This is a genomic window from Duganella sp. GW821-FHT01E12 (genome assembly GCF_059422325.1).
This window is the reverse complement of sequence record NZ_JBWKWR010000002.1, coordinates 975599-997261: the sequence shown is the minus strand read 5'-3', so window position 1 is coordinate 997261 and position 21663 is coordinate 975599. Positions and strand designations below refer to the sequence as shown.

14 protein-coding genes are annotated in these 21663 nt (G+C 67.0%); 7 read left to right on the top strand and 7 right to left on the bottom strand.

The features are described 5' to 3' along the window. Positions 1 to 20: 20 nt before the first annotated feature. Positions 21 to 2555, bottom strand: a complete 2535-nt coding sequence (locus AC07WS_RS09695) for a M4 family metallopeptidase (protein ID WP_494728829.1) — start codon at positions 2553 to 2555, stop codon at positions 21 to 23. A 763-nt stretch (positions 2556 to 3318) separates the two neighbouring features. Between AC07WS_RS09695 and AC07WS_RS09690 the strand changes: the two genes are divergently transcribed. Beyond that, positions 3319 to 3975: a hypothetical protein gene (locus tag AC07WS_RS09690; RefSeq protein WP_117013860.1), complete on the top strand. Its 657-nt coding sequence runs from the start codon at positions 3319 to 3321 to the stop codon at positions 3973 to 3975. Positions 3976 to 3982: 7 nt separating this feature from the next. Here the strand turns inward: AC07WS_RS09690 and AC07WS_RS09685 are convergent, their stop codons facing one another. Both AC07WS_RS09685 and argH read right to left on the bottom strand, forming a co-directional pair. Further along, entirely contained in the window at positions 3983 to 4639 is a 657-nt protein-coding gene (locus tag AC07WS_RS09685; protein ID WP_494728828.1) for a DUF6445 family protein, read from the bottom strand. Positions 4640 to 4644: 5 nt separating this feature from the next. Continuing rightward, the gene (gene argH, locus AC07WS_RS09680) at positions 4645 to 6042 is read right to left on the bottom strand and encodes an argininosuccinate lyase (RefSeq protein ID WP_494728827.1); all 1398 of its coding nucleotides are present in this window, start codon (positions 6040 to 6042) and stop codon (positions 4645 to 4647) included. Between the two features lie 98 nt (positions 6043 to 6140). Between argH and AC07WS_RS09675 the strand changes: the two genes are divergently transcribed. Next, complete coding sequence (locus tag AC07WS_RS09675) at positions 6141 to 6566, top strand: GNAT family N-acetyltransferase (protein ID WP_494728826.1); 426 nt, start codon at positions 6141 to 6143, stop codon at positions 6564 to 6566. Between the two features lie 142 nt (positions 6567 to 6708). Here AC07WS_RS09675 and AC07WS_RS09670 read toward each other — a convergent pair whose 3' ends face one another. Next, positions 6709 to 8103, bottom strand: a complete 1395-nt coding sequence (locus AC07WS_RS09670) for a YfcC family protein (protein WP_494728825.1) — start codon at positions 8101 to 8103, stop codon at positions 6709 to 6711. Between the two features lies 1 nt (position 8104). Continuing rightward, the gene (locus AC07WS_RS09665) at positions 8105 to 9244 is read right to left on the bottom strand and encodes a succinylglutamate desuccinylase/aspartoacylase family protein (protein WP_494728824.1); all 1140 of its coding nucleotides are present in this window, start codon (positions 9242 to 9244) and stop codon (positions 8105 to 8107) included. A gap of 161 nt (positions 9245 to 9405) precedes the next feature. Between AC07WS_RS09665 and AC07WS_RS09660 the strand changes: the two genes are divergently transcribed. The 5 genes from AC07WS_RS09660 (at position 9406) to AC07WS_RS09640 (ending at position 16877) form a co-directional block, all read left to right on the top strand. Beyond that, positions 9406 to 12162 carry a TonB-dependent receptor gene (locus AC07WS_RS09660; RefSeq protein ID WP_494728823.1) on the top strand — a complete coding sequence of 919 codons (2757 nt, stop codon included), beginning with the start codon at positions 9406 to 9408 and terminating at the stop codon, positions 12160 to 12162. Between the two features lie 107 nt (positions 12163 to 12269). Next, on the top strand, positions 12270 to 13592 hold the full coding sequence (locus AC07WS_RS09655) for a cyanophycinase (RefSeq protein WP_494728822.1): 1323 nt from the start codon (positions 12270 to 12272) through the stop codon (positions 13590 to 13592). A gap of 84 nt (positions 13593 to 13676) precedes the next feature. Further along, on the top strand, positions 13677 to 14903 hold the full coding sequence (locus AC07WS_RS09650; RefSeq protein ID WP_494728821.1) for a cyanophycinase: 1227 nt from the start codon (positions 13677 to 13679) through the stop codon (positions 14901 to 14903). Between the two features lie 235 nt (positions 14904 to 15138). Next, positions 15139 to 16572, top strand: coding sequence for an IgA Peptidase M64 (locus tag AC07WS_RS09645; RefSeq protein ID WP_494728820.1), 1434 nt, complete (start codon positions 15139 to 15141; stop codon positions 16570 to 16572). A 152-nt stretch (positions 16573 to 16724) separates the two neighbouring features. Next, on the top strand, positions 16725 to 16877 hold the full coding sequence (locus AC07WS_RS09640) for a hypothetical protein (protein ID WP_494728819.1): 153 nt from the start codon (positions 16725 to 16727) through the stop codon (positions 16875 to 16877). A 73-nt stretch (positions 16878 to 16950) separates the two neighbouring features. Here the strand turns inward: AC07WS_RS09640 and parC are convergent, their stop codons facing one another. Beyond that, positions 16951 to 19533, bottom strand: a complete 2583-nt coding sequence (gene parC, locus AC07WS_RS09635; RefSeq protein WP_494728818.1) for a DNA topoisomerase IV subunit A — start codon at positions 19531 to 19533, stop codon at positions 16951 to 16953. Positions 19534 to 19547: 14 nt separating this feature from the next. Continuing rightward, positions 19548 to 21545: a DNA topoisomerase IV subunit B gene (locus AC07WS_RS09630; protein ID WP_494728817.1), complete on the bottom strand. Its 1998-nt coding sequence runs from the start codon at positions 21543 to 21545 to the stop codon at positions 19548 to 19550. Positions 21546 to 21663: the final 118 nt, after the last annotated feature.

The following is a 21663-nucleotide window of genomic DNA, read 5'->3' as shown; positions in this document are numbered from 1 at the left end:
GCGGGGCTGTCTTACCACACTTACTGGGTGATCAGGCTGACCTTGTCCACCACGAACGACGTTTGCAGCGACGAGTCTTCATTCATCGCGAACGACAGCGTGACGGTCTGGCCCTTGTACGCGAGCATGTTGAAGGTGCGCACCTGGTAGCCGGTGGCCGCGTTCACGTTCGAGTACGTGGCCAGGGTGCCCAGCACCGAACCGGCGCTGTTCTTCACCGTCACCACCAGCTTGTCGTAGGCGGTGCTGCCGGTTTCGTCGGTGTCGATGTGCAGCGCGAAGGTCAGCGTGGCCGAGGTGGCGGTCGACGGGATCGTCACGGCCTGGGTGATGGTCTCGGACGCGGTGGTGCCATTGCCGCCCAGCCAGGCGAACTTGGTGCCTTCGTAGGCGGTCTGGCCGCTGTAGCTGCCGATCACGCCGGTGGTGCCGCTCCAGCCGGTGACGCCGGACTCGAAGCCGCCGTTGGTCACGCGCTCGGTGGTGCCGCCGCCGGAGCCGACGGTCAGCGTGGCGTTGCCCGAGGTGGCGGTCTTGACCGGCGACGACGAGTCGCTGACCACGGCGTTGAACACCGCGCCGTTGTCGGCCGTCTGCGCCGTCAGCGAGTAGGTGGCCGAGGTGGCGCCGCTGATGACGGCGCCGTTGCGATACCACTTGTAGCTGTACGGCGAGGTGCCGCCGCTGGCGCCCACGGTGAACGAGGCGGTGGAACCGGCCGCCACGCTCACGTTCGACGGCTGGGTGGTGATCGACACGCCGCCGGTGGCGCCGCTCTCGTCGATGTCGGCGCCGACGTTGATCGCCGCGTAGGCGCGCTGCACCGCGATGGCTTCCTTCGAACCGGCGCCGTACAGCTCGGTGGCCGCTGCCAGCACCTTGTTGCGGGCGTCGGCGTAGTTGGTCGACGAGGTGAACTTGGTGGTGTTGGCCTTGAACCAGATGCGGAATGCCTTGTCGTTGCCGATGCCGGTCATCGCGGCCGGGCTCTTGACCAGGTATTTCGAGTAGTAGTCGCTGGAGGAGCTGGAGTTCGAGCCCTGCGACAGGAAGTAGAACATGCGGTTGTTCGGGCCGCTGGAGTAGTGCACGTCCAGGTTGGAGATCGAGCTGCTCCAGGCGTCCGGGCTGCTGCCGTCCTTGCTCGGCTTGTACATCCAGCGCAGCGGTTGGCCGGATTTGCTGATCTCCTTGCCCATCATCCAGTCGTTGCCGGTGGCCGGGATCACGCTGCCGGTGCCGCCGTTGCGGGCGTAGGCTTCGATCATCTCGCCGCCGATGTCCGAGTTCGACTCGTTCAGGCCGCCCGACTCGCCCGAGTAGTTCAGGTTGGAGGTGGAGGCGGTGACGCCGTGCGACATCTCGTGGCCGATCACGTCGATCGAACCGAGGCTGTAGAAGCTGGAGCCGTCGCCGATGTACATGCACTTGCAGCCGTCGTCGTAGAAGGCGTTGTCGTAGGCGGTGTCGACGTGGGCGGCGATGTAGGTGGCGGTGTTGTTGCCGTCCAGCGACTGCCAGCCCAGCACGTTCTTCAGGCCGTCGTAGGTGTTCATCAGGCCCCACAGCGCGTTGACCGCGGCGGTCTGGCCGTTGGCGTTGGTGGTGCTGCCGCCGTTGTAGTTCTGGCCGTCGCCCCAGACGTTGCTGGTGTTGGTGTAGATGTTGCCGGCGTTCGGGCTGTTGGCCGAGCTGTGGTTGGCGTTGGTGATCGCCATGCCGCCGTAGGTGCCGCCGGTGCCGCGGGTGGAGTCCAGCATCTGGTAGGTGCTGCCCGACAGCGAGGTCTGGATCGGCACCTGGCCGTTGTACTGGCTGTTGCCGGTGCCGACCACGGTCTGCAGCGCCTTCCACTGGGCGATCACGGCGCCGGTCTTGGCGTTGACCATGGTGTCGAAGTACACCGGCTTGCCCTTGTTGGCCATGCGGGTCTGCACGTAGTAGGCCAGCTCGTAGTGGTCGACCACCTGTTCCAGGTCCATGGCGTTGAGCGCGGCCTCGGACTTGTTCACGGCCGAGGGGATGCGCACCGATTTCATCACCGGATAGATCAGCAGTTCGGCGCTGGGCTGCCAGCGGTGGGTGCCGCTCGGCGCGACGGCCTTGACCACCAGCGCGATGGCGTCGCTGGCGCTGAGCGTCGGCGTCCAGTCGGCCTGGGCGACGGTGGCCGAGCGGCCGCCGGAGGCCGCGGGGGCGTCCAGCGCGGCGCGGCGGTCGGCCACCGATTCGCTGATGATGTCGCCGGCGTTGTTGGTGACGATCACCGATTCCGAACCGAACACGCGCAAGCCCTTGTACGTGTGGTTGGCGCGGGTGATCTTCTCGCCCACCACGCCGGGATGCTGGCTGGCGATGCGGAAGCTGTGGTCGGCGGACAGGCCGCGCTGGCTGTCGAGCGCGGCCATCTTGGCCACCAGGCCCGCGCTCTCTTGTGGAGAGGCCTGGGCCACGGGTGCGGACATCAGCTGTGCCGCCGCTTGGGCTGCGTTGGACGCCATCATCGGCAATGCGGCGACGATGGATGCAGCGAGTAGGGTCTTACGTAAATTCATCTCTTCTCCATGGGGTCTGTGTGTTTTCGCTTGGTGCGGCCTTGGCCGGGATAGTGGCCAACTCGGCGTTCCCGGCGCTGCGGCGGCGGTTGACCGTGCAGCGTTTTTGTGCGGCTAAAACGGCGAGTAGGGGCGACACTATTCCTGTCGCGATGACGAAGTCAAAAAACTTGGAAAATTAGTCGCGGAAGAAAAAAATGTCTGAAATGAGACACTCCGGCGAGGCGCCGCGCGGGGCCGGCGTGGCTGTCATACCAGAAGTTGACGGCAGGATTGCGCACGATAGGGGCGGTTTGTCTTATATCAACAACGAACTAGACGCCGCCCTCTATTTTCGGTGGCTACGCAACACTATGCCCAATTTTTCAGCAAATCGTGGTTGCAGAGTTCTAATATTGCGAATTAAACTAGTTGACGCCAGCGCGAATTATGGTTCGCGACCGGCATATAAAAAGCGCAGGGCACGACCCTTGGTAACAAGCGCAACGGGAACCACAGGAAGAAAACAATGACCGCACACCCAACGCATGATGTCAGTTCCGCCCGCGCTCTGCGCGCCGCCCACACGACGGCGCCGCCACCGACTTAACATCGCCCTCCATTTGTCACCGCTTGCCGCAGCCTGACTGCCGCCGCGCCGCCATCCGTGGCGCCGGCAGCGGGTTTGCGTCGCCGCGCGGGCGCCGACCACGGCGCGCCGCACGGCGCAGCGCCTGCTGTTAGTTGAGTTTTTGTCCGCCGGCGCGCGGACAGGGGAGCTTGTATGCTGTCGATTGCTACCAAAGTTGAACGCATCGTCATGGATTCGTCGTTTCTCACCGAGGGGTTGCGGCGCAATCTGATCAATCTGTCGGAGCTGGCGCGCCAGCTGCAGCCGCAGCTCGAGAGCGACATGTGGAAGCCGGTCGGCCAGGCGGCCGTGGTGATGGCGCTGCGGCGCGTGGCCGAGCGCCTGCCGGAGGCCAGCAACCAGCCATTGGCGCTGGCGCAGAAAACCGGCGAGCTGACCACCCGCACCGAGCTGACCGAGTACACCTACCGCTATTCGGACAGCATCAACGAGTGCCACCGCCGCCTGCTGTCCAAGGCCGAGCCGATGCGCGGCGCCTTCGTCACCGTCACGCGCGGCGTCAACGAGGTCATGGTCATCAGCAGCCGGGTGCTGACCACGATGGTGGAGGAAGTGTTTGCCGGCGAGCGCCTGCTGGCGCGCCAGGACAACCTGAACGCGGTGACCCTGCACCTGAACCCGGACACCAGCCGCACGCCGGGCATCTACCACGCCATCCTCAAGCAGCTGGCGTGGGACAAGATCAACCTGGTCAACATGATCTGCACCTACACCGAGCTGACCATCCTGCTCGAGCAGAACCAGACCGGCGCGGCGTTCTCGGTCTTGTCGAAGATCGTCACGCAGTAGGCGCTGCTCAGGCCATCCAGAAGAACACGGCGGTCATGCGCTTGTCGTCGTGGTCGCAGCCGAAGTAGCCGCTGGCCGAGTGCACCAGGTTGGCGCGGTACAGCAGCATGCGGTTGAAGCGGTTGTCGATGCGCTGCTCCTCATGCCAGGCCTGCGGGGGCAGGCTGGTCACGCCCAGCGCCTCGCGCAGGTTGGCGTGCGGCGGGCTGCAGTAGTTGCCGCCCAGCGTGCCGTCCGGGTAGCGCAGGCGGTAGAACGAGGTGCCGGCCGCCGGCAGCGGGTCGGGCGACAGGTAGATCACGGCGGCGTAGCGGCACAGCTTGAGCGAATCGGTGTGCGGGCGCGGGCCCGATTCGATGCCGCCCACCAGCTGCACGTAGTTGTGGTTGAGGGTGCTGCCCTGCGGCGTGGCCTCCTGCCACAGCTTCTTGGCGCCGGTGACCTTCCTGACCCAGGCTTCCACCAGCGCCAGTTCGTCCGGCAGCAGCGCGCCCTTGCTGCGCATGCCCGGCCACGGCTCCGGGCGGTGCGGCGCGCCCAGTTCCCAGTCCTCGCGGGCGAAGCAGCGCCGCGCCACTTCCTGCGCGTTCGGCAGGATGTCGTCGATGACCCAGTAGTCGCGCCCCGGCTGCGGTTTGCGGTAGGTGAGCGTCGGGCGCGCCATGGCCTTTATTTGGCCAGCTGCTCGCGCACGCGCGCGATGGCCTGGCGCACCTGCTTGGGCGCGGTGCCGCCCACGTGGTCGCGCGCGGCCACCGAGCCCTCCAGCGTCAGCACGGCGAACACGTCGTCGTCGATCAGCGCCGAGTAGGCGCGCAGCTGCTCGAGCGACATCTCCGACAGGTCGATCTTCAGGTCGTCGCAGGCGCGCACGGCGCGCGCCACGGCCTCGTGGGCGTCGCGGAACGGCAGGCCCTTCTTGACCAGGTAGTCGGCCAGGTCGGTCGCGGTGGCGTAGCCCTGCAGCGCGGCGGCGCGCATCGCCTCCGGCTTGACGCTGATGCCGCCGGCCATGTCGGCGAAGATGCGCAGCGTGTCGACCACGGTGTCGACGGTGTCGAACAGCGGTTCCTTGTCTTCCTGGTTGTCCTTGTTGTAGGCCAGCGGCTGGCCCTTCATCAGGGTGAGCAGGCCCATCAGGTGGCCGTAGACGCGGCCGGTCTTGCCGCGCGCCAGTTCCGGCACGTCCGGGTTTTTCTTTTGCGGCATGATCGACGAGCCGGTGCAGAAGCGGTCGGCGATGTCGATGAAGCCCACGCGCGGGCTCATCCAGATCACCAGCTCCTCCGACATGCGCGACACGTGGGTCATGATCAGCGCGGCGGCGGCGGTGAACTCGATGGCGAAGTCGCGGTCGGAGACGGCGTCCAGCGAGTTGTGGCAGACGTCGTCGAAGCCCAGCGTTTTGGCCACGCGCAGGCGGTCGATCGGGAAGGTGGTGCCGGCCAGCGCGGCCGCGCCCAGCGGCAGGCGGTTGACGCGCTTACGGCAGTCGGCCATGCGCTCGGCGTCGCGGCCGAACATCTCGACATAGGCCAGCATGTGGTGGCCGAAGGTGATCGGCTGCGCCACCTGCATGTGGGTGAAGCCGGGCATGATGGTGTCGGCGTTCTTCTCGGCCAGGTCGGTCAGCGCGCCGCGCAGCGCGGCCAGCAGGGCCAGCACGTCGTCGATGGCCGAGCGCACGTACAGGCGGATGTCGGTGGCCACCTGGTCGTTGCGCGAGCGGCCGGTGTGCAGGCGCTTGCCGGCGTCGCCCACCAGCTCGGTCAGGCGTTTTTCGATGTTCAGGTGGACGTCTTCCAGGTCCAGCAGCCATTCGAACTGGCCGGCGTCGATCTCGGCGGCGATCTGCGCCATGCCGCGTTCGATCTCGGCGCGGTCGGCTGCGCTGATGATGCCCTGCGCGGCCAGCATCTCGGCGTGGGCCAGCGAGCCCTGGATGTCGGCCTTAGCCAGGCGCTTGTCGAAGAACACCGAGGCGGTGTAGCGTTTGACCAGGTCCGAGACGGGTTCGTTGAAACGGGCCGACCAGGCTTCGCTTTTTTTGGAAAGTTGTGCTGTCATAGTGGGGAAGTCTTGTGCGCGTGATTGATGTCAGCAGCGATTATAAACCGCAAGCTGCTCAAAAATATGTCAACATTACCATTTTGCCCATCGAAATCATGACGACTCTGCACATCAGCACCAACAAGGCGGACCTGGACGTGCCGCTGATTCATCAATTTATCAGCGAGCAGTCGAGCTGGGCGATCGGCATGCCGCTGGCGGTGCTGGAGCGGGCGATCGAGCATTCGCTGTGCTTTGGCGCCTACCTGGACGGGCGGCAGGTGGGCTTCGCGCGGGTGGTGACCGATTGCGCCACCTTCGCCAACCTGGTCGACGTGTTCGTGCTGCCGGAGTTTCGCGGGCGGGGCTACGGCAAGCGGCTGGTGGAGGCGGTGCTGGGGCACCCGGACCTGCAGGGACTGCGCCGCTTCACGCTGGCGACCGGCGACGCGCACGGGCTGTACGCGCAATTCGGCTTCACGCCGCCGCTGCGCCCGGCCTCGCTGATGGAGCGCTACTTCCCCAATATCTACAGCAATTAAAACGGCTGGGGGTCAAGTCTGACATTCGGACACGGCCTGTGCCATGGGCTGGGGGTCAAGTCTGACATTCGGACACGAGCTCTACCGTAGGCGCGGCCTACGGTAGAGCTCGTGTCCGAATGTCAGACTTGACCCCAATGGCTTATTGCCAGTTCATCAGGCAGGGCGGCACCAGCAGGGCCAGGGCCAGCGCGGCGTAGATCAGCTGCAGCGGCACCATCCACCGGGCCCAGGTGATCCACGGGATGCGCGCCAGCGCCAGCACGCCCACCGTGATGCCCGACGTCGGTATCATCGGCGTGGTGAATTCGCCGAACTGGAACGCCAGGATCGCGGTCTGCCGCGTCACGCCCACCAGGTCGGCCAGCGGCGCCATGATCGGCATCGTCAGCGCGGCCTGCCCGCTGCCGGAGTGGATGAAGAAGTTGATCACGGTCTGGATGCCGAACATCTTCCACGCCGAGAAGATCGGACTCGACGACTGCACCAGCGGCATCAGCGCGTGCAGCATGGTGTCGATGATGTGGGCGTCCCGCGCCAGTATCATCGTGCCGCGCGCCAGCGCGATCACCAGCGCCGTGCCCACCAGGTCGCGCGCGCCCTGGATGTAGCCTTCAACGATCTCGCCCGAGTCGAGCCCGCCCACCAGGCCGATGACGATGCCCATCGTCAGGAACAGCGCGGCGATTTCGTGGATGTACCAGTCGTAGCCCACCACGCCGCCCACCATGACGATCAGCGCGCCGACGAAGATCGTCAGCACCAGCTTGTGCCGCCCCGTCATGCCGTGGAACTCGCCCAGGCCGTGCGGCTGCTCGCGCCGCTTGTCCTGGTCCAGCGCGTAGGTCGGGCTGAGCGCCGGCGTCTTTTTCACGCGCGCGGCGTACCACATCAGGAACACGATGGTGACGGCGGTGGCGATCACCCACACGATCACCCGGTAGGCCCAGCCGGAAAACACCGGCACGCCGGCGATGCCCTGGGCGATGCCGACGTTGAAGGGATTGAGGAACGCCGCCGAGAAGCCGACCTGCGAGCCGAGGAAGGGGATCGAGACGCCGGTGATGGTGTCGTAGCCCAGCGCCAGCGCCAGCGGCACGAATATCAATATAAACGGTATGGCTTCCTCGTTCATGCCGAAGGTGGCGCCGCCGATCGAGAACATGGTGACGAACACCGGGATCAGCGCCCGCTGGATGATCACCGAGCTGTCGTGCGCGCGCGCCAGCGACTTGATCATCGAGTCGACCGCCTCGGTCTTCTGCAGCACGGCGAAGGCGCCGCCGACGATCAGCACGAAGCCGATGATCAGCGCGGCGTCGACGAAGCCGTTGATCGGCGCCTTCATCAGCGCGGCCAGCCCCTGCGGCGCGCTGGCGATGTAGTGGAAGCTGGCCGGGTCGATCAGCTGCTTGCCGTTGACCAGGTGGGTGTCGTACTTGCCGCCGGGGACCAGCCAGGTGGCGCCCGCGATCAGCGCCAGGATGATGAACAGCAGCACGAAGGTGTGCGGCAGCTTGAATTTTTTGGTGCTCATCTTATTGGCTCAGCAGGTCGCCGGCGCGGTAGGCCTGGGCGCCGGCGATCTTGCCGACGTTCATGCCGCGGATCACGTGGCGGTGCGCGCTGCGCGCGAAGAACACGCCGGCCACGCCGGCGCGGATCACCGTGGTGTCGCCGCCGACCGGGTCGATCAGGTCGGCGATGGCGTCGCCCGGCGCCACCCGCGCGCCCAGCTCGCGCGTGTAGACCAGGATGCCGGCGTGCGGCGCGTACAGCGGTTCCACCCCCTCCAGCGGCGTGGCCGCGCACAGCGGCGCCGGCAGCACGGCCGCCGCCGCGGCGGCCTCGGCGTCGGCCGCCCGCAGCACGCCGCTCAGCGTCAGGAACTGGATCAGGCCGGCGGCGTCGCGCTCGGCCAGCGCGTAGCTGACCTCCATCTCGCCGCGCAGCTCGACCGTGGTCGACAGGCAGGCGGCCGGGATCGGGTAGCGGCCCCCGAAGTGGCGCTCCAGGTCCCACCACAGCCGGCTGCAGGCCTCGTCGAACGGCTCGCCGCCGGCCTGGTAGGCCAGCAGCAGCGCCTGCGCGCCCAGGATGGCCGCCAGCGGCGCGGCCGCCTCGGCCAGCGGCGTGCCGGCGTACATGTGCAGCACCGCCTCGTTGTCGCAGTGCAGGTCGAGCACGATGTCGGCGTCCACCGCCAGGGTCATCAGGGTTTTCTTCAGCGCGTCGGCGTCGGTGGCCGGCTGCCAGGCGGCGATCGAGGCGCGCGCGTGTTCGCGGATCAGGCGCACGTTGGCGTCGGCGTCCTGCCCCAGCAGGCCGTCCAGCGACTTCTTCAGGTCGTCGGCCACGTGCTTGTAGGAGCGGTTGAAGTTGATGCCGGTGGTGAGGTCGAAGCGGCCGAAGGCGGCGCCGTGGATGGCCTGCGCCAGGCCGATCGGGTTGGCGGCCGGCACCAGGATCACTTCGTCGGCGATGCGCCCGGCCGCCTCCAGCGCGTCCAGCTGCTTGCGCAGGAATTGCGCCACCAGCATGCCGGGCACTTCGTCGGCGTGCAGCGAGGCCTGGATGTAGACCTTCTTGCCGGCGCCGGGGCGGCCGTAGTGGAAACTGGTCAGCTGGTAGGCGGCGCTGCTGTGCGGGCCGGACAGGGGGTGTTGTTGTACTTGCATGACTGGGCGGGCTTTTTTCGACAAAGATTGAGTATGTAGCACTATTTTCACAAAGTAAATCGTTGCGCGGCGAATCGGGGCCGGGTTTCTTGAGTTTTCCCGGGGATATGCGTACAGTTAGTTTTATGAAATCATTTATATAACAATCAGAGAGAATAACCATGGGTGATGTGCAAGGCATGCGAGTTTCGACGATGGCGCGATCGGTGCGCCTGGCCTTGGGCGCGGGCGCGGTGGCCGGCCTGCTGGGGCAGGCGGCGCTGGCGCAGGAGGCGCCGGCCTATCCTGCCGTGCTGCCGAAGGTGGAGATCACCGGTTCGGCGATCCGCCGCATCGAGGCGGAGACCGCGCTGCCGGTGCAGGTGATCACCCGCGCCGACATCGAGAAGGCCGGCGTGACCACCGCCTCCGAGCTGATGGCGCGGGTGTCGGCCAACGTCGGCGGCCTGACCGACGGCGCCAGCATCACCGACGGCCACGACCAGCGCGGCTTCAACAGCGCCAACCTGCGCGGCATCGGCACCTCGTCCACGCTGGTGCTGCTCAACGGCCGCCGCATGGCCAACTTCGCCTCGCCCGGCGACGACACCGGCGTCGACCTGAACAACATCCCGGCGGCCGCCATCCAGCGCGTCGAGGTGCTGCTGGACGGCGCCTCGGCGCTGTACGGCACCGACGCCATCGGCGGCGTGATCAACTTCATCACCCGCAAGGATTTCCAGGGCGTGGAGCTGAACGCCTACGGCGGCAAGACCGACGAGGGCGGCGCCGGCAAGCGCACCGCCACGCTGACCGCCGGCACCGGCGACCTGGCCACGGACGGCTACAATGTGTTCGCCGTGGTCGACCTGCAGCGCACCGGCGCGCTGAGCACCTCGCAGCGCAAGTTCATCGATCAGCTGCGCATCCCCGAGCGCCTGCCGCACCTGCTGTCGGGCTTCACGTCGCCGGCCAACATCCGCCTGACCGGCGCCCAGCGCGACTACCTGAACGACAACGGCTTCACCCTCAACGGCAAGCCGCTGACCAACCGCACCATCAACCTGTCGGTGCCGGGCTGCGCGCCGCCGGCCAATCTGTACCTGCCGGCCGGCATCGGCGGGGTCGACGCCTGCACCTACAACTACATGGGCGACACCGAGCTGTATCCGAAGTCGGACAAGGCCAACCTGCTCACGCGCGGCGTGCTGCAGCTCAACGCCGACACCCAGCTGTTCGCCGAGATCGCGCTGAGCCGCTCCAAGACCCACTACGTGGCCTCGACCGCGCGCGTGAGCGCGCCGATCAACTACAAGAAGATCCCGGCGCTGGCCAAGTACAACCTCGATTCGGACGAGGCCAGCGCCGACGACGACGTGGTGGGCGACGTCACGCTGCGCATCCGCCTGAACGACGCCGGCCGCCGCACCAGCGAACTGACCAGCGAAAGCCAGCGCTACGTGGTGGGCCTGACCGGCAGCGCGCGCGGCTTCGACTACGACATCGGCCTGAACCACAGCGTCAACACCATCAAGGACAAGGACACCCACGGCTATCTGCTGTACGACAAGCTGGTCAAGGGCATCTACGACGGCGTGATCAACCCGTTCGGCCCGTCCGGCGCGGCCGGCGTGGCGCTGCTCGACGCGATCCAGGTCAACGACGACGTGCGCCACGCGCGCGGCGTGATGGACTCGCTGGACTTCAAGGTCTCGCACGAGGTCGGCAAGCTGGCCGGCGGCGAGGCGGCGCTGGCGATCGGCGGCGAGCTGCGCCACGAGCGCACCGACTTCACGCCGTCGGCGCTGCTGCTGAGCGATAACATCAACAACGACGCCGCGCCCGAGGGCGGCCGCGCCACCAGCGACAAGCGCACGGTGCAGGCGGTGTACGGCGAGCTGCTGCTGCCGTTCACCAAGCAGTGGGAGGCGCAGCTGTCGGCGCGCTACGACCACTACCAGGTGGTCGGCGGCGCCGCCAGCCCGAAGGTGGGCGTGAGCTACATGCCGAGCAAGACCACGCTGTTCCGCGCCTCGGCCGGACGCGGCTTCCGCGCGCCGTCGATGTCGGACCTGTACCGGCCCACCGTCTACAGCAGCACCGCGACCTTGCCCGACCCGGTGCTGTGCGCCACGGTCGACAACAGCCTGGCCGACTGCGCCGACAACTGGAACACGCGCCGCTATTCGAACGCCAACCTCAAGCCCGAGCACAGCCGCCAGTACTCGCTGGGCATGGTGATCGAGCCGTCCAGGCAGGCCAGCATGACGCTGGACTACTGGAACATCAAGCGCACCGACCTGATCAGCGAGATCGGCGACGACGTCATCCTGGGCAACCTGGCCAAGTACGGCGACCTGGTGCACCGCAAGGCCAACGGCAACATCGACTACATCGACCTGCGCAAGGAAAACCGCGGCGCGCAGCTGGCCTCGGGCCTGGACCTGACGCTGGACTACCGCGACGTCAAGACCTGGGCCGGCAATTTCGGCGGCCACCTGTCGGGCACCTATGTGCTCAACTCGAAGATCCAGAACGCCGTGGGCGACCCCTACCTGAGCAACCTGGGACGCTTCGTCACCGACGGCGTGGTGCCGCGCTGGCGCCACACCGTCACCCTCGACTGGGACCGCGGCCCGTTCTCGGCCAGCCTGTCGAACACCTGGTCGGGCGGCTACCAGGACCAGAACTCGGCCATCAACACCGACGACGGCACGGTGGTGGCGGCCAACCATGTGAAGGCCTATTCGCTGTGGGACCTGTCGGGCGCCTGGCAGGCCAGCCAGGCCCTGAAGCTGCGCGCCGGGGTGCAGAACCTGTTCAACGCGGCGCCGCCGTATTCGAACCAGGCCTTCTACTTCATCTCGGGCTATGATCCGACCTACACCGATCCGCGCGGCCGCCGCTTCTATGCCAGCGCCAATTACGCCTTCAAGTAATGTAACGTAATGATGCTTTAAGCCGGATCACGTAATAGATTGGTATCATCTGCATTATCGACGGCGCCGGGCGAGAGCCTGGCGCCGGTTTTCATCGGAAGGGCAACATGAAATTAACAGGTTTTACGCTGCGGCGTCTCGTCATGCTTGGGCTGCTGGTGGTCGCCGGCGCCAGCGTGTGCGCGGCGCAGGTGGCTGGATCCGCGCCGGCCGCCAAGGCGGCGCAGGCGCCGGTCAAGTCCAGCAAGCCGGCCAAGGCGGTGCCGCCGCCCAAGCCGGTGCTGGCGCCGCCGGCGGGCAGCTTGGTCATCATCGGCGGCGGCCTGCGCGCCGACAACGCCGAGGTCTGGCAGCGCATCGTGCAGCTGGCCGGCGGCAAGGGCGCGCGCATCGGCGTGTTCGGCTCGGCCTCGATCAATCCCGAGAAGTCGGCCCAGAACACGGTCAACAAGCTCAATCAGTACGGCGCCCAGGCCTTCTTCATTCCGCTCGGCGTCACGCTGCCCAATAGCGACTACCGCAAGGCGGCCGAGGACCCGGAAGTGGTGGCGGCCATCCACTCGGCCACCGGCATCTACTTCACCGGCGGCGACCAGGCCCGCATCACCAAGGCGCTGGTGCGCCCGGACGGCAAGCACACGGCGGCGCTGGACGCGGTGTGGGACGTGTACCGCGACGGCGGCGTGGTGGCCGGCTCCAGCGCCGGCGCGGCCATCATGAGCACCACCATGTTCTACGACGCCAAGCCGACGCTCGACATGCTCAAGCAGGGCGTCAACGACGGCCACGAGATCGCCGCCGGCCTGGGCTTCATCGGCGACGACGTGTTCGTCGACCAGCACCTGCTGGTGCGCGGCCGCTTCGCCCGCATGATCCCGGTGATGCTGAAGAAGGGCTACCAGATCGGCCTGGGCATCGACGAGAACAGCGCCATGGTGGTCAACGCCAAGCGCGACGTCGAGATCATCGGCTACAGCGGCGCGCTGCTGCTGGACCTGTCGGCCGCGATCACCGACCGCGGCGTCAAGGGCTTCAACATCAGCAACGCCACCATCAGCTATCTGGACCGGGGCGACAAGTTCAACCTGGTCACGCGCGAGTTCACGCCGTCGCCGGACAAGGCCGACAACAAGCTCGATCCCAACCAGCCGGACACGCGCGAGCCGGTGTTCACCAACGACATCCTGGGCAACAACGCGGTGCTGGACCTGATGGTCAACCTGATCGACAACGCCCAGCAGGAGGCCATCGGCATCGCCTTCGGCAATCCGCGCGACGCCTATCCGGACCTGGGCTTCGAGTTCCGCTTCAGTAAAACCATCAACAGCGTCGGCTACAGCTCGACCGAGGTGGAGGCGTATTCGGTGCTCAAGCTGCGCATGGATATCCGGCCGATCCAGCTGCAGCAGCCGCTCTACCGCTATCGCTGACAGCGCGGGCCACGGCGCGAAATCGGGTATATTGGATGGGATGGTGCCTCGGGCGCCATCCCATTTTTCATGGCGGAGGCGATGATGCGGATGTCCATCTTGAAGCATTGCTTGCAGGCGGCGCTGATGCTCGCCATGCCGCCGGGCGAGGCGGCCGCCGCGCCGTCCGCGCCCAAGGGCTCGCTTGTCATCATCGGCGGCAATCTGCGGCCGGACAACGCCGACGTCTGGCGGCGCATCGTGCAGCTGGCCGGCGGGCCGGGGGCGCGGGTGGCGGTGCTGCCGTCGGCCGCCGCCGATCCGGCGCCGGTGGGCGAGGCCATCGTCGGCCATCTCAATCAATACGGGGCGGACGCCTTCCTGGTGCCGCTGGCCGTGCGGCTGGCCGGCCGCGATTTCCGCCAGGCGGCCGACGATCCCGAACTGGCGGCGGCGGTGCGCGGCGCCGGCGGCGTGTTCTTCGTCGGCGGCGACCAGGCCCGCATCACGCAGGCGCTGGTGCGCGAGGACGGCAGCCGCAGCGCGGTGCTGGACGCGGTGTGGGAGCTGTACCGCGGCGGCGGCGTGGTGGCCGGCAGCAGCGCCGGCGCGGCCATCATGAGCAGCACCATGTTCTACGCGCCGAACACGGTGTTCGCCACGCTGCGCGGCGGCGTCACCGAGGGCAGGGAGATCGCGCCGGGGCTGGGCTTCATCGGCGACGACGTGTTCGTCGACCAGCACCTGCTGGTGCGCGGCCGCTTCGCCCGCATGATCCCGGCCATGCTGAAGAAGGGCTACAAGCTCGGGCTGGGCATCGACGAGAACACGGCGATGGTGGTCGACAGCCGGCGCCGGGTGGAGATCGTCGGCCACAAGGGCGCGCTGCTGATCGACCTGACCCGCGCCACCACCGACCCGGCCAGCGCCGGCTTCAACGTCTCCAACGCCGTGATCAGCTATCTGGACCGGGGCGACCGGTACGACCTGGGCACGCATACGTTCACGCCGTCGCAGGCCAAGGCGGCCGGCAAGCTCAAGGCGCATGCGGCGGTGCTGCGCGAGCCGGTGTTCTCGGCCGATATCCTGGGCAGGAACGCGGTGGTCGAGCTGATGGAAAACCTGATGAACAACCGCCGCAGCGAGGCGATCGGCATCGCCACCAGCGGGCGCAACACGGCGCTGCCGGAGCTGGGCTTCCAGTTCACCTTCTCCAAGACGCGCGACAGCGTGGGCTACGCGTCGGCGGCGCCGCAGAGCTATTCGATCCTGAACATGCGGCTCGACATCCGCCCGCTCGACATCGGCCAGTCGCTGGCGCGCAAGAACTAGCGGGGTATGGAGGGCGGGGGCTGCGGCGCGCTCCTTGTACTGAAACCCACTGCTTTTTCGACTGAATGCCCCTGCTTTCGACTGGTTTTTGTCGTCATTGTAAAAACAGGACAAAGCAGTAAAATTCAGCGGAAAAATCAGTGGGTTTCAGTGCAGCGAGTGCGCGGCCCACCCCCATCGCCCGGTCCTGGCGGGATTACAATGGCGGTCTTCGTAACTTGATCACAGGATGACCATGAGCCGCTTTTTATCCTTTGCGCTGGCTGCTTTTGCCGCCATCGCCGCCTCGCCCGCGCTGGCCGCGCAGCCGGCCACCGTCCGTCTCGACTACATCCACAGCGGCAATGCGCTCAACGAGAGCTACGCGATGGAGCGCGTGGTGATCGAGCCGCTGCCGTGGCCGGGCGATATGCGCGCCACCATCGACAACACCAACCGCGGCAACAACATGGTCGAAGTGGTGGACGCCAAGACCGGCGAGCTGCTGTACTCGCGCGGTTTCTCCACCGTGTTCGCCGAATGGCGCAGCACCGACGAGGCGGCGCGCGCCAACCGCGCCTTCCAGGAATCGGTGCGCTTCCCCAAGCCTGAGCGCCCGGTGCGCGTGCGCATCCTGAAGCGCGACGACCGCAACGCCTTCTCGGTGGCGTGGACCGCCGATGTCGACACCGACGCGATGGACGTGGTGCGCAAGCAGGTGCCGCCCGCGTCGATGGCGGCCGCGCCCAAGCCGATCGCGATCCGCGTCAACGGCCCGTCGCCGGACAAGGTGGACCTGCTGATCCTCGGCGACGGCTACACCAGGGCCGAGATGCCCAAGTTCGAGGCGACCGCGCGCAAGCTGGCCGACCACCTGTTCGCCACCTCGCCGTTCAAGGAGCGCGCCGGGGACTTCAACGTCTGGGCGCTGGCGCTGCCGACCGGGGAATCGGGCGTGTCGCGGCCGTCGACCGGCGTGCATCACGCCTCGCCGCTGGGCACGCGCTACGATATCTTCGGCAGCGAGCGTTATGTGCTCACCACCGACAACCGCGCGCTGCGCGAGCTGGCGCAGTACGCGCCGTACGAGTTCATCGAGATCTTGGTGAACAACGAGACCTACGGCGGCGGCGGCATCTTCGGCCAGTTCAGCACCGCGGCGGCGGGCAACGACTGGGCCAACTACCTGTTCGTGCACGAATTCGGCCACCACTTCGCCGGCCTGGCCGACGAGTACTACACCTCGCCGGTGGCCTACCAGTCGAACGGCACGCGCCAGGAGCCGTGGGAGCCGAACGCGACCGCGCTGCGCGATCCGGCGCAGCTGAAATGGAAGAAGTTCGTCAAGGACGGCACGCCGCTGCCGACGCCGTGGCAGAAGGAGGCGTATGAGACGGCGTCGCGCGCCTACCAGAAGGAGCGCGCCGCGCTGCGCGCCGCCAACCGGCCGGAGGCCGAGATGAGCGCCTTGTTCCGCAAGGACCTGGAGTCGACCAACGCGCTGTTCTCGAAAGACCCGCAGTTCCACACGGTGGGCGCGTTCGAGGGCGCGAACTACGAGGCCAGCGGCTATTACCGTCCGCAGATGCAATGCATCATGTTCGACCGCAGCGAGCAGTTCTGCGCGGTGTGCGCCGACGCCATCACCACCATCATCGACCTGTACTCGCGTGCGGAGGCGGGCAAGTAATTCCTGTTAAGTACGACACCGTACGGAGTGCTTCCCCTCATCGGCCTATTCTGGATCTCGGCAACGCATCCGATGAACTTTGAGAGGAAACGCCATGAATAAAATTATCGCCACCCGACAAGGCCAAGGCGGAAGCCAAGGGCGACAAGGCGGTGGCCAAGGCCGAGGAACAGGCCGGCAAGCAGGCCGTGAAGGTCGACGCCAAGGCGATCAAGGAGACCGTTGACGCCATCGCCGCCAACAAGACCGACGCCGTCAAAGCCAAAGCGGCGGCCGACGTGAAAGCCGCAGCAGCCAAGAACTAATCGGCCGAGCATAAAAAAACCGCCGGTGCCGGCGGTTTTTTTCGTCTCCCGTCGTTCCCGCGAAAGGGGGCGGCTAGATGATCGGCGTCAGCGCGGTGGGCTTGATCTTGGTCGCCAGCGCCTTGCCCTTGCGGGCGCGCTTGCCGAAGTGGACCGCCAGCGCCGAGGCCGACAGCCGCTCCTCCTGCGCCTTGCCGCCACGCCCGATGCCCGACACGATCACGCCCTTCTGGCTGATCGGCTTGGCCGCGATCAGCGTCTCCTTGTCGTCCAACTCCATCAGGATCACGCCGCGGCCACCGTTGGTCAGCACCTTCATCTCGTCCATGCCGAACACCAGCACCCGCGCGTTGGCCGACAACACGGCCACCGCGCTGGCGCTGTCGGCGATCACCGCCGGCGGCAGCGGCACGTCGCCGTCCTCCAGCGTGATGAAGGCCTTGCCGCCCTTGATGCGGCTGACCATGTCGCCGGCCTTGGCGATGAAGCCGAAGCCGGCGCTGGTGGCCAGCATCAGCTGCGTCGCGCCGCTGCCGGCGAAGTAGTGCTGGATGCGGGCGCCCGACGCCAGGTCGATCAGCGTGGTGACCGGCACGCCGTCGCCGCGCGCGTTCGGCAGCGCCGCCACCGGCACCGAATACACTTTGCCGTTGCTGCCGAAGGCCAGCAGGTTGTCCACCGTGCGGCATTCGAAGGCGCCGTACAGCGTGTCGCCGGCCTTGAAGGTGAACTGCGCGGCGTCGTGGCCGATGCCGGTGCGCGCGCGTATCCAGCCTTTTTCCGAGATGATGACGGTGACCGGTTCGTCCACCACCTTCTGTTCCACCACGGCCTTCTGCGCTTCCTCGATCAGGGTGCGGCGGGCGTCGCCGTAGGTCTTGGCGTCGGCCTCGATTTCCTTGATGATGGCGCGCTTCATCGACGACGGGTTGTCGAGCAGGTCCTGCAGCAGGCCTTTTTCCTTGCGCAGCTCGGCCAGCTCCTGCTGGATCTTGATCGCTTCCAGGCGGGCCAGCTGGCGCAGGCGGATTTCCAGGATGTCCTCGGCCTGGATCTCCGACAGGCGGAAGCGCTCCATCAGCGCCGCCTTCGGTTCGTCCGAGTTGCGGATGATGTGGATCACTTCATCGATGTTGAGCAGGATGGTCTCGCGGCCCTCCAGGATGTGGATGCGGGCGTCGACCTTGCCCAGTTTGTACTGCGTGCGGCGGGTGACGGTGGCGAAGCGGAATTCGATCCATTCGCGCAGGATGTCGCCCAGGCCCTTTTGGCGCGGACGGCCGTCGCCGCCTATCATCACCAGGTTGATCGAGGCCGACGATTCGAGCGAGGTATGCGCCAGCAGCAGCAGCATGAACTCGGTCTGGTCCTGGTTCTTGGACTTCGGCTCGAACACCAGGCGCACCGGCGCGGCGCGGCCCGATTCGTCGCGTATCGTGTCGAGCGAATTGAGGATCAGCGACTTGAGCGCGATCTGCTCCGGCGACAGCGCCTTCTTGCCCATCTTGATCTTGGGGTTGGTCAGCTCCTCGATCTCTTCGAGCACCTTCTGCGACGAGGTGCCCGGCGGCAGCTCGGTGACCACCGCCTGCCACTGGCCGCGCGCCAGTTCCTCGATCTTCCAGCGCGCGCGCACCTTCATGCTGCCACGGCCGCTCGCGTACATGTCGCTGATCTGCGACGGCGGGGTGATGATCTGGCCGCCGCCGGGGAAGTCCGGGCCGGGCATCATGGCCATCAGTTCGGCGTGGCCGATCTTCGGGTTGCGGATCATGGCGACGGCGGCCTGCGCCACCTCGCCCAGGTTGTGCGACGGGATCTCGGTGGCCAGGCCGACCGCGATGCCGGAGGCGCCGTTGAGCAGCACCATCGGCAGGCGCGCCGGCAGCAGGCACGGTTCCTCGGTCGAGCCGTCGTAGTTGGCCTGGAATTCCACGGTGCCCAGGTTGATCTCGTCGAGCAGCACCTTGGCGATCGGCGTCAACCGGGCTTCGGTGTAGCGCATGGCCGCGGCGCCGTCGCCGTCGCGCGAGCCGAAGTTGCCCTGGCCGTCGACCAGCGGGTAGCGCAGCGAGAAGTCCTGCGCCATGCGGACCATGGCGTCGTACACCGACTGGTCGCCGTGCGGGTGCAGCTTGCCCAGCACGTCGCCGACCACGGTGGCGGACTTGCGTGGCTTGGCGGTGCTGTTCAGGCCCATTTCGTTCATCGCGTACAGGATGCGGCGCTGCACCGGCTTTTGGCCGTCGCACACGTCCGGCAGCGCGCGGCCCTTGACCACCGAGATGGCGTAGTCGAGGTAGGCGCGCTCGGCGAAGGTGGACAGGGTCAGCGTGTCGCCGCCGTCGCCGTCGTCGCCGCCGCCCAGCGGGCCGTCGCTGCCGCCGTTGCCGCCGCCGTTGCCGCCGTCGCCAGCGCCGCCGCTTTCGCCGTCAACGCCGCCAACGCCGCCAATGCCGCCAATGCCGCTTTCGCCGCCGCTGCCGTGATCGCCGCCGGTGTCGCCACGCGCGGCGTCGTCGGCCTGCGCGTTGATGTCGCCGGCGTGCGCGTCCTGCGCCGCCGCTGGAGCGGGTGCTGCCGGCTGCGCGGGGGCGGCGGGCTTGCCGGCGGCTTCGGGCGACGCCGGTTCGTCAAAGAGATTTGCTTGAGTCATAGTTCGGTTCTAGATTAGATGTCTGCTTCGGCTTCGTTGCCGTGTTCTTCGATCCAGGCGCGGCGCGCGGCCGCTTCGCCTTTGCCCATCAGCATATTGAAGCGCGCGGCCGATTCGCCGTGGCCATAGCCGCCCAGCGACACCGGCAGCAGGCGCCGCGTGTCCGGGTTCATCGTGGTTTCCCACAGCTGCTCGGCGTTCATCTCGCCCAGGCCCTTGAAGCGCGAGATCGACCACGCGCCTTCCTTCAGGCCGTCCTTGCGCAGCTTGTCCTCGATCGCCACCAGCTCGCCGGCGTCGAGCGCGTACAGCTTCTGGATCGGCTTCTTGCCGCGCGCCGGCGCGTCCACCCGGAACAAGGGCGGGCGGGCGATGCAGATGTTGCCGTTGGCGATGAGGCCGGGGAAGTGCTTGAAGAACAAGGTCAGCAGCAGCACCTGGATGTGCGAGCCGTCCACGTCCGCATCGGACAGGATGCAGATCTTGCCGTAGCGCAGACCGGACAGGTCGGGCGTGCTGTCGACGCCGTGCGGGTCGACGCCGATCGCCACCGAGATGTCGTGGATCTCGTTGTTGGCGAACAGGCGGTCCTTGTCGGTCTCCCACGAGTTGAGCACCTTGCCGCGCAGCGGCAGGATGGCCTGGAATTCCTTGTCGCGGCCCATCTTGGCCGAGCCGCCGGCCGAGTCGCCCTCGACCAGGAACAGCTCGGTGCGGCTGGCGTCCGACGATTCGCAGTCGGTCAGCTTGCCCGGCAGGACGGCCACGCCGGACGATTTCTTCTTCTCGACCTTTTGCAGCGAGCGCAGGCGCGACTGCGCCTGCTTGATGACCAGCTCGGCCAGCTTCTTGCCGTAGTCGACGTGGTGGTTCAGCCACAGTTCCAGCGCCGGCTTGGAGAAGGTCGACACCAGCCGCACCGCGTCGCGCGAGTTCAGGCGCTCCTTGATCTGGCCCTGGAACTGCGGGTCCAGCACCTTGGCCGACAGCACGAAGGAGACGCGCGCGAACACGTCCTCGGGCAGCAGCTTGACGCCCTTGGGCAGCAGCGAGTGCATCTCGACGAAGTTTTTCACGGCGCCGTACAGGCCGTCGCGCAGGCCCGATTCGTGGGTGCCGCCGTTGGGGGTGGGGATCAGGTTGACGTAGGACTCGCGCACCACGGCGCCCTGTTCGGTCCAGGCCACCACCCAGGCCGCGCCCTCGCCCTCGGCGAAGCCCTCGGCGTCCGGCGTGGCGAACTGCGCGCCCTCGAACAGCGGGATCAGCGTCTCGCCGTCGGTGGCCTGGGCCAGCGCCTCGGTCAGGTAGCCGCGCAGGCCGTCGTTGTACTGCCAGACCTGCGATTCGCCGGTCTTGCCGTTGACCAGCGTGACGGTCACGCCCGGCAGCAGCACGGCCTTGGAGCGCAGCAGGCGCTGCAGCTCGGTCTGCGAGATGGCGGGGGAGTCGAAATACTTGGCGTCCGGCCAGGCGGTGACGCGGGTGCCGGACTTCTTGCCGTCGCGCGGGGCCACCACGGATGCCAGCGGCTCGACCACGTCGCCGTGCTCGAAGGCCAGCTTGTGCAGGCCGGTGCCGTCGGGCTCCTTGCGCCAGACGGTGATCTCCAGGCGCTTGGACAGCGCGTTGGTGACCGACACGCCGACGCCGTGCAGGCCGCCCGAGAACGCGTAGGCGCCGCCCGAGCCCTTGTCGAACTTGCCGCCGGCGTGCAGCCGGGTGAAGACGATTTCCACCGTCGGCACGCCCTCCTCGGGGTGCAGGCCGACCGGGATGCCGCGGCCGTCGTCCTCGACGGCGATGCTGCCGTCGGCGTTCTGCGTGACGATGATGTTTTTGCAATGTCCGCCCAGCGCCTCGTCCGAGGCATTGTCGATCACCTCCTGGATGATGTGCAGCGGATTCTCGGTGCGGGTGTACATGCCCGGGCGTTGCTTGACGGGTTCGAGGCCCTTGAGGACCCGGATGGATGCTTCGCTGTAGTCGGAAACTGGTTTTTTAGTGGCCATACGTGATCAAGCTGATAATTTCGATACTGGGTTTATGTACAGTTTTATGCGGACGTTTGCGTATTCTATCCTCAACCGGGCGCAATCGCGGCAAAAAAACCGCGCGGGGCAATTTATA

Bases quoted from the DNA above. Each gene is read 5' to 3' on its own strand.
- AC07WS_RS09630 (WP_494728817.1), bottom strand. From the start codon at position 21,545: ATGGCCACTAAAAAACCAGTTTCCGACTACAGCGAAGCATCCATCCGG.
- AC07WS_RS09655 (WP_494728822.1), top strand. From the start codon at position 12,270: ATGAAATTAACAGGTTTTACGCTGCGGCGTCTCGTCATGCTTGGGCTG.
- parC (WP_494728818.1), bottom strand. From the start codon at position 19,533: ATGACTCAAGCAAATCTCTTTGACGAACCGGCGTCGCCCGAAGCCGCC.
- AC07WS_RS09695 (WP_494728829.1), bottom strand. From the start codon at position 2,555: ATGAATTTACGTAAGACCCTACTCGCTGCATCCATCGTCGCCGCATTG.
- AC07WS_RS09660 (WP_494728823.1), top strand. From the start codon at position 9,406: ATGGGTGATGTGCAAGGCATGCGAGTTTCGACGATGGCGCGATCGGTG.
- AC07WS_RS09675 (WP_494728826.1), top strand. From the start codon at position 6,141: ATGACGACTCTGCACATCAGCACCAACAAGGCGGACCTGGACGTGCCG.
- argH (WP_494728827.1), bottom strand. From the start codon at position 6,042: ATGACAGCACAACTTTCCAAAAAAAGCGAAGCCTGGTCGGCCCGTTTC.
- AC07WS_RS09665 (WP_494728824.1), bottom strand. From the start codon at position 9,244: ATGCAAGTACAACAACACCCCCTGTCCGGCCCGCACAGCAGCGCCGCC.
- AC07WS_RS09685 (WP_494728828.1), bottom strand. From the start codon at position 4,639: ATGGCGCGCCCGACGCTCACCTACCGCAAACCGCAGCCGGGGCGCGAC.
- AC07WS_RS09645 (WP_494728820.1), top strand. From the start codon at position 15,139: ATGAGCCGCTTTTTATCCTTTGCGCTGGCTGCTTTTGCCGCCATCGCC.
- AC07WS_RS09670 (WP_494728825.1), bottom strand. From the start codon at position 8,103: ATGAGCACCAAAAAATTCAAGCTGCCGCACACCTTCGTGCTGCTGTTC.
- AC07WS_RS09650 (WP_494728821.1), top strand. From the start codon at position 13,677: ATGCGGATGTCCATCTTGAAGCATTGCTTGCAGGCGGCGCTGATGCTC.
- AC07WS_RS09690 (WP_117013860.1), top strand. From the start codon at position 3,319: ATGCTGTCGATTGCTACCAAAGTTGAACGCATCGTCATGGATTCGTCG.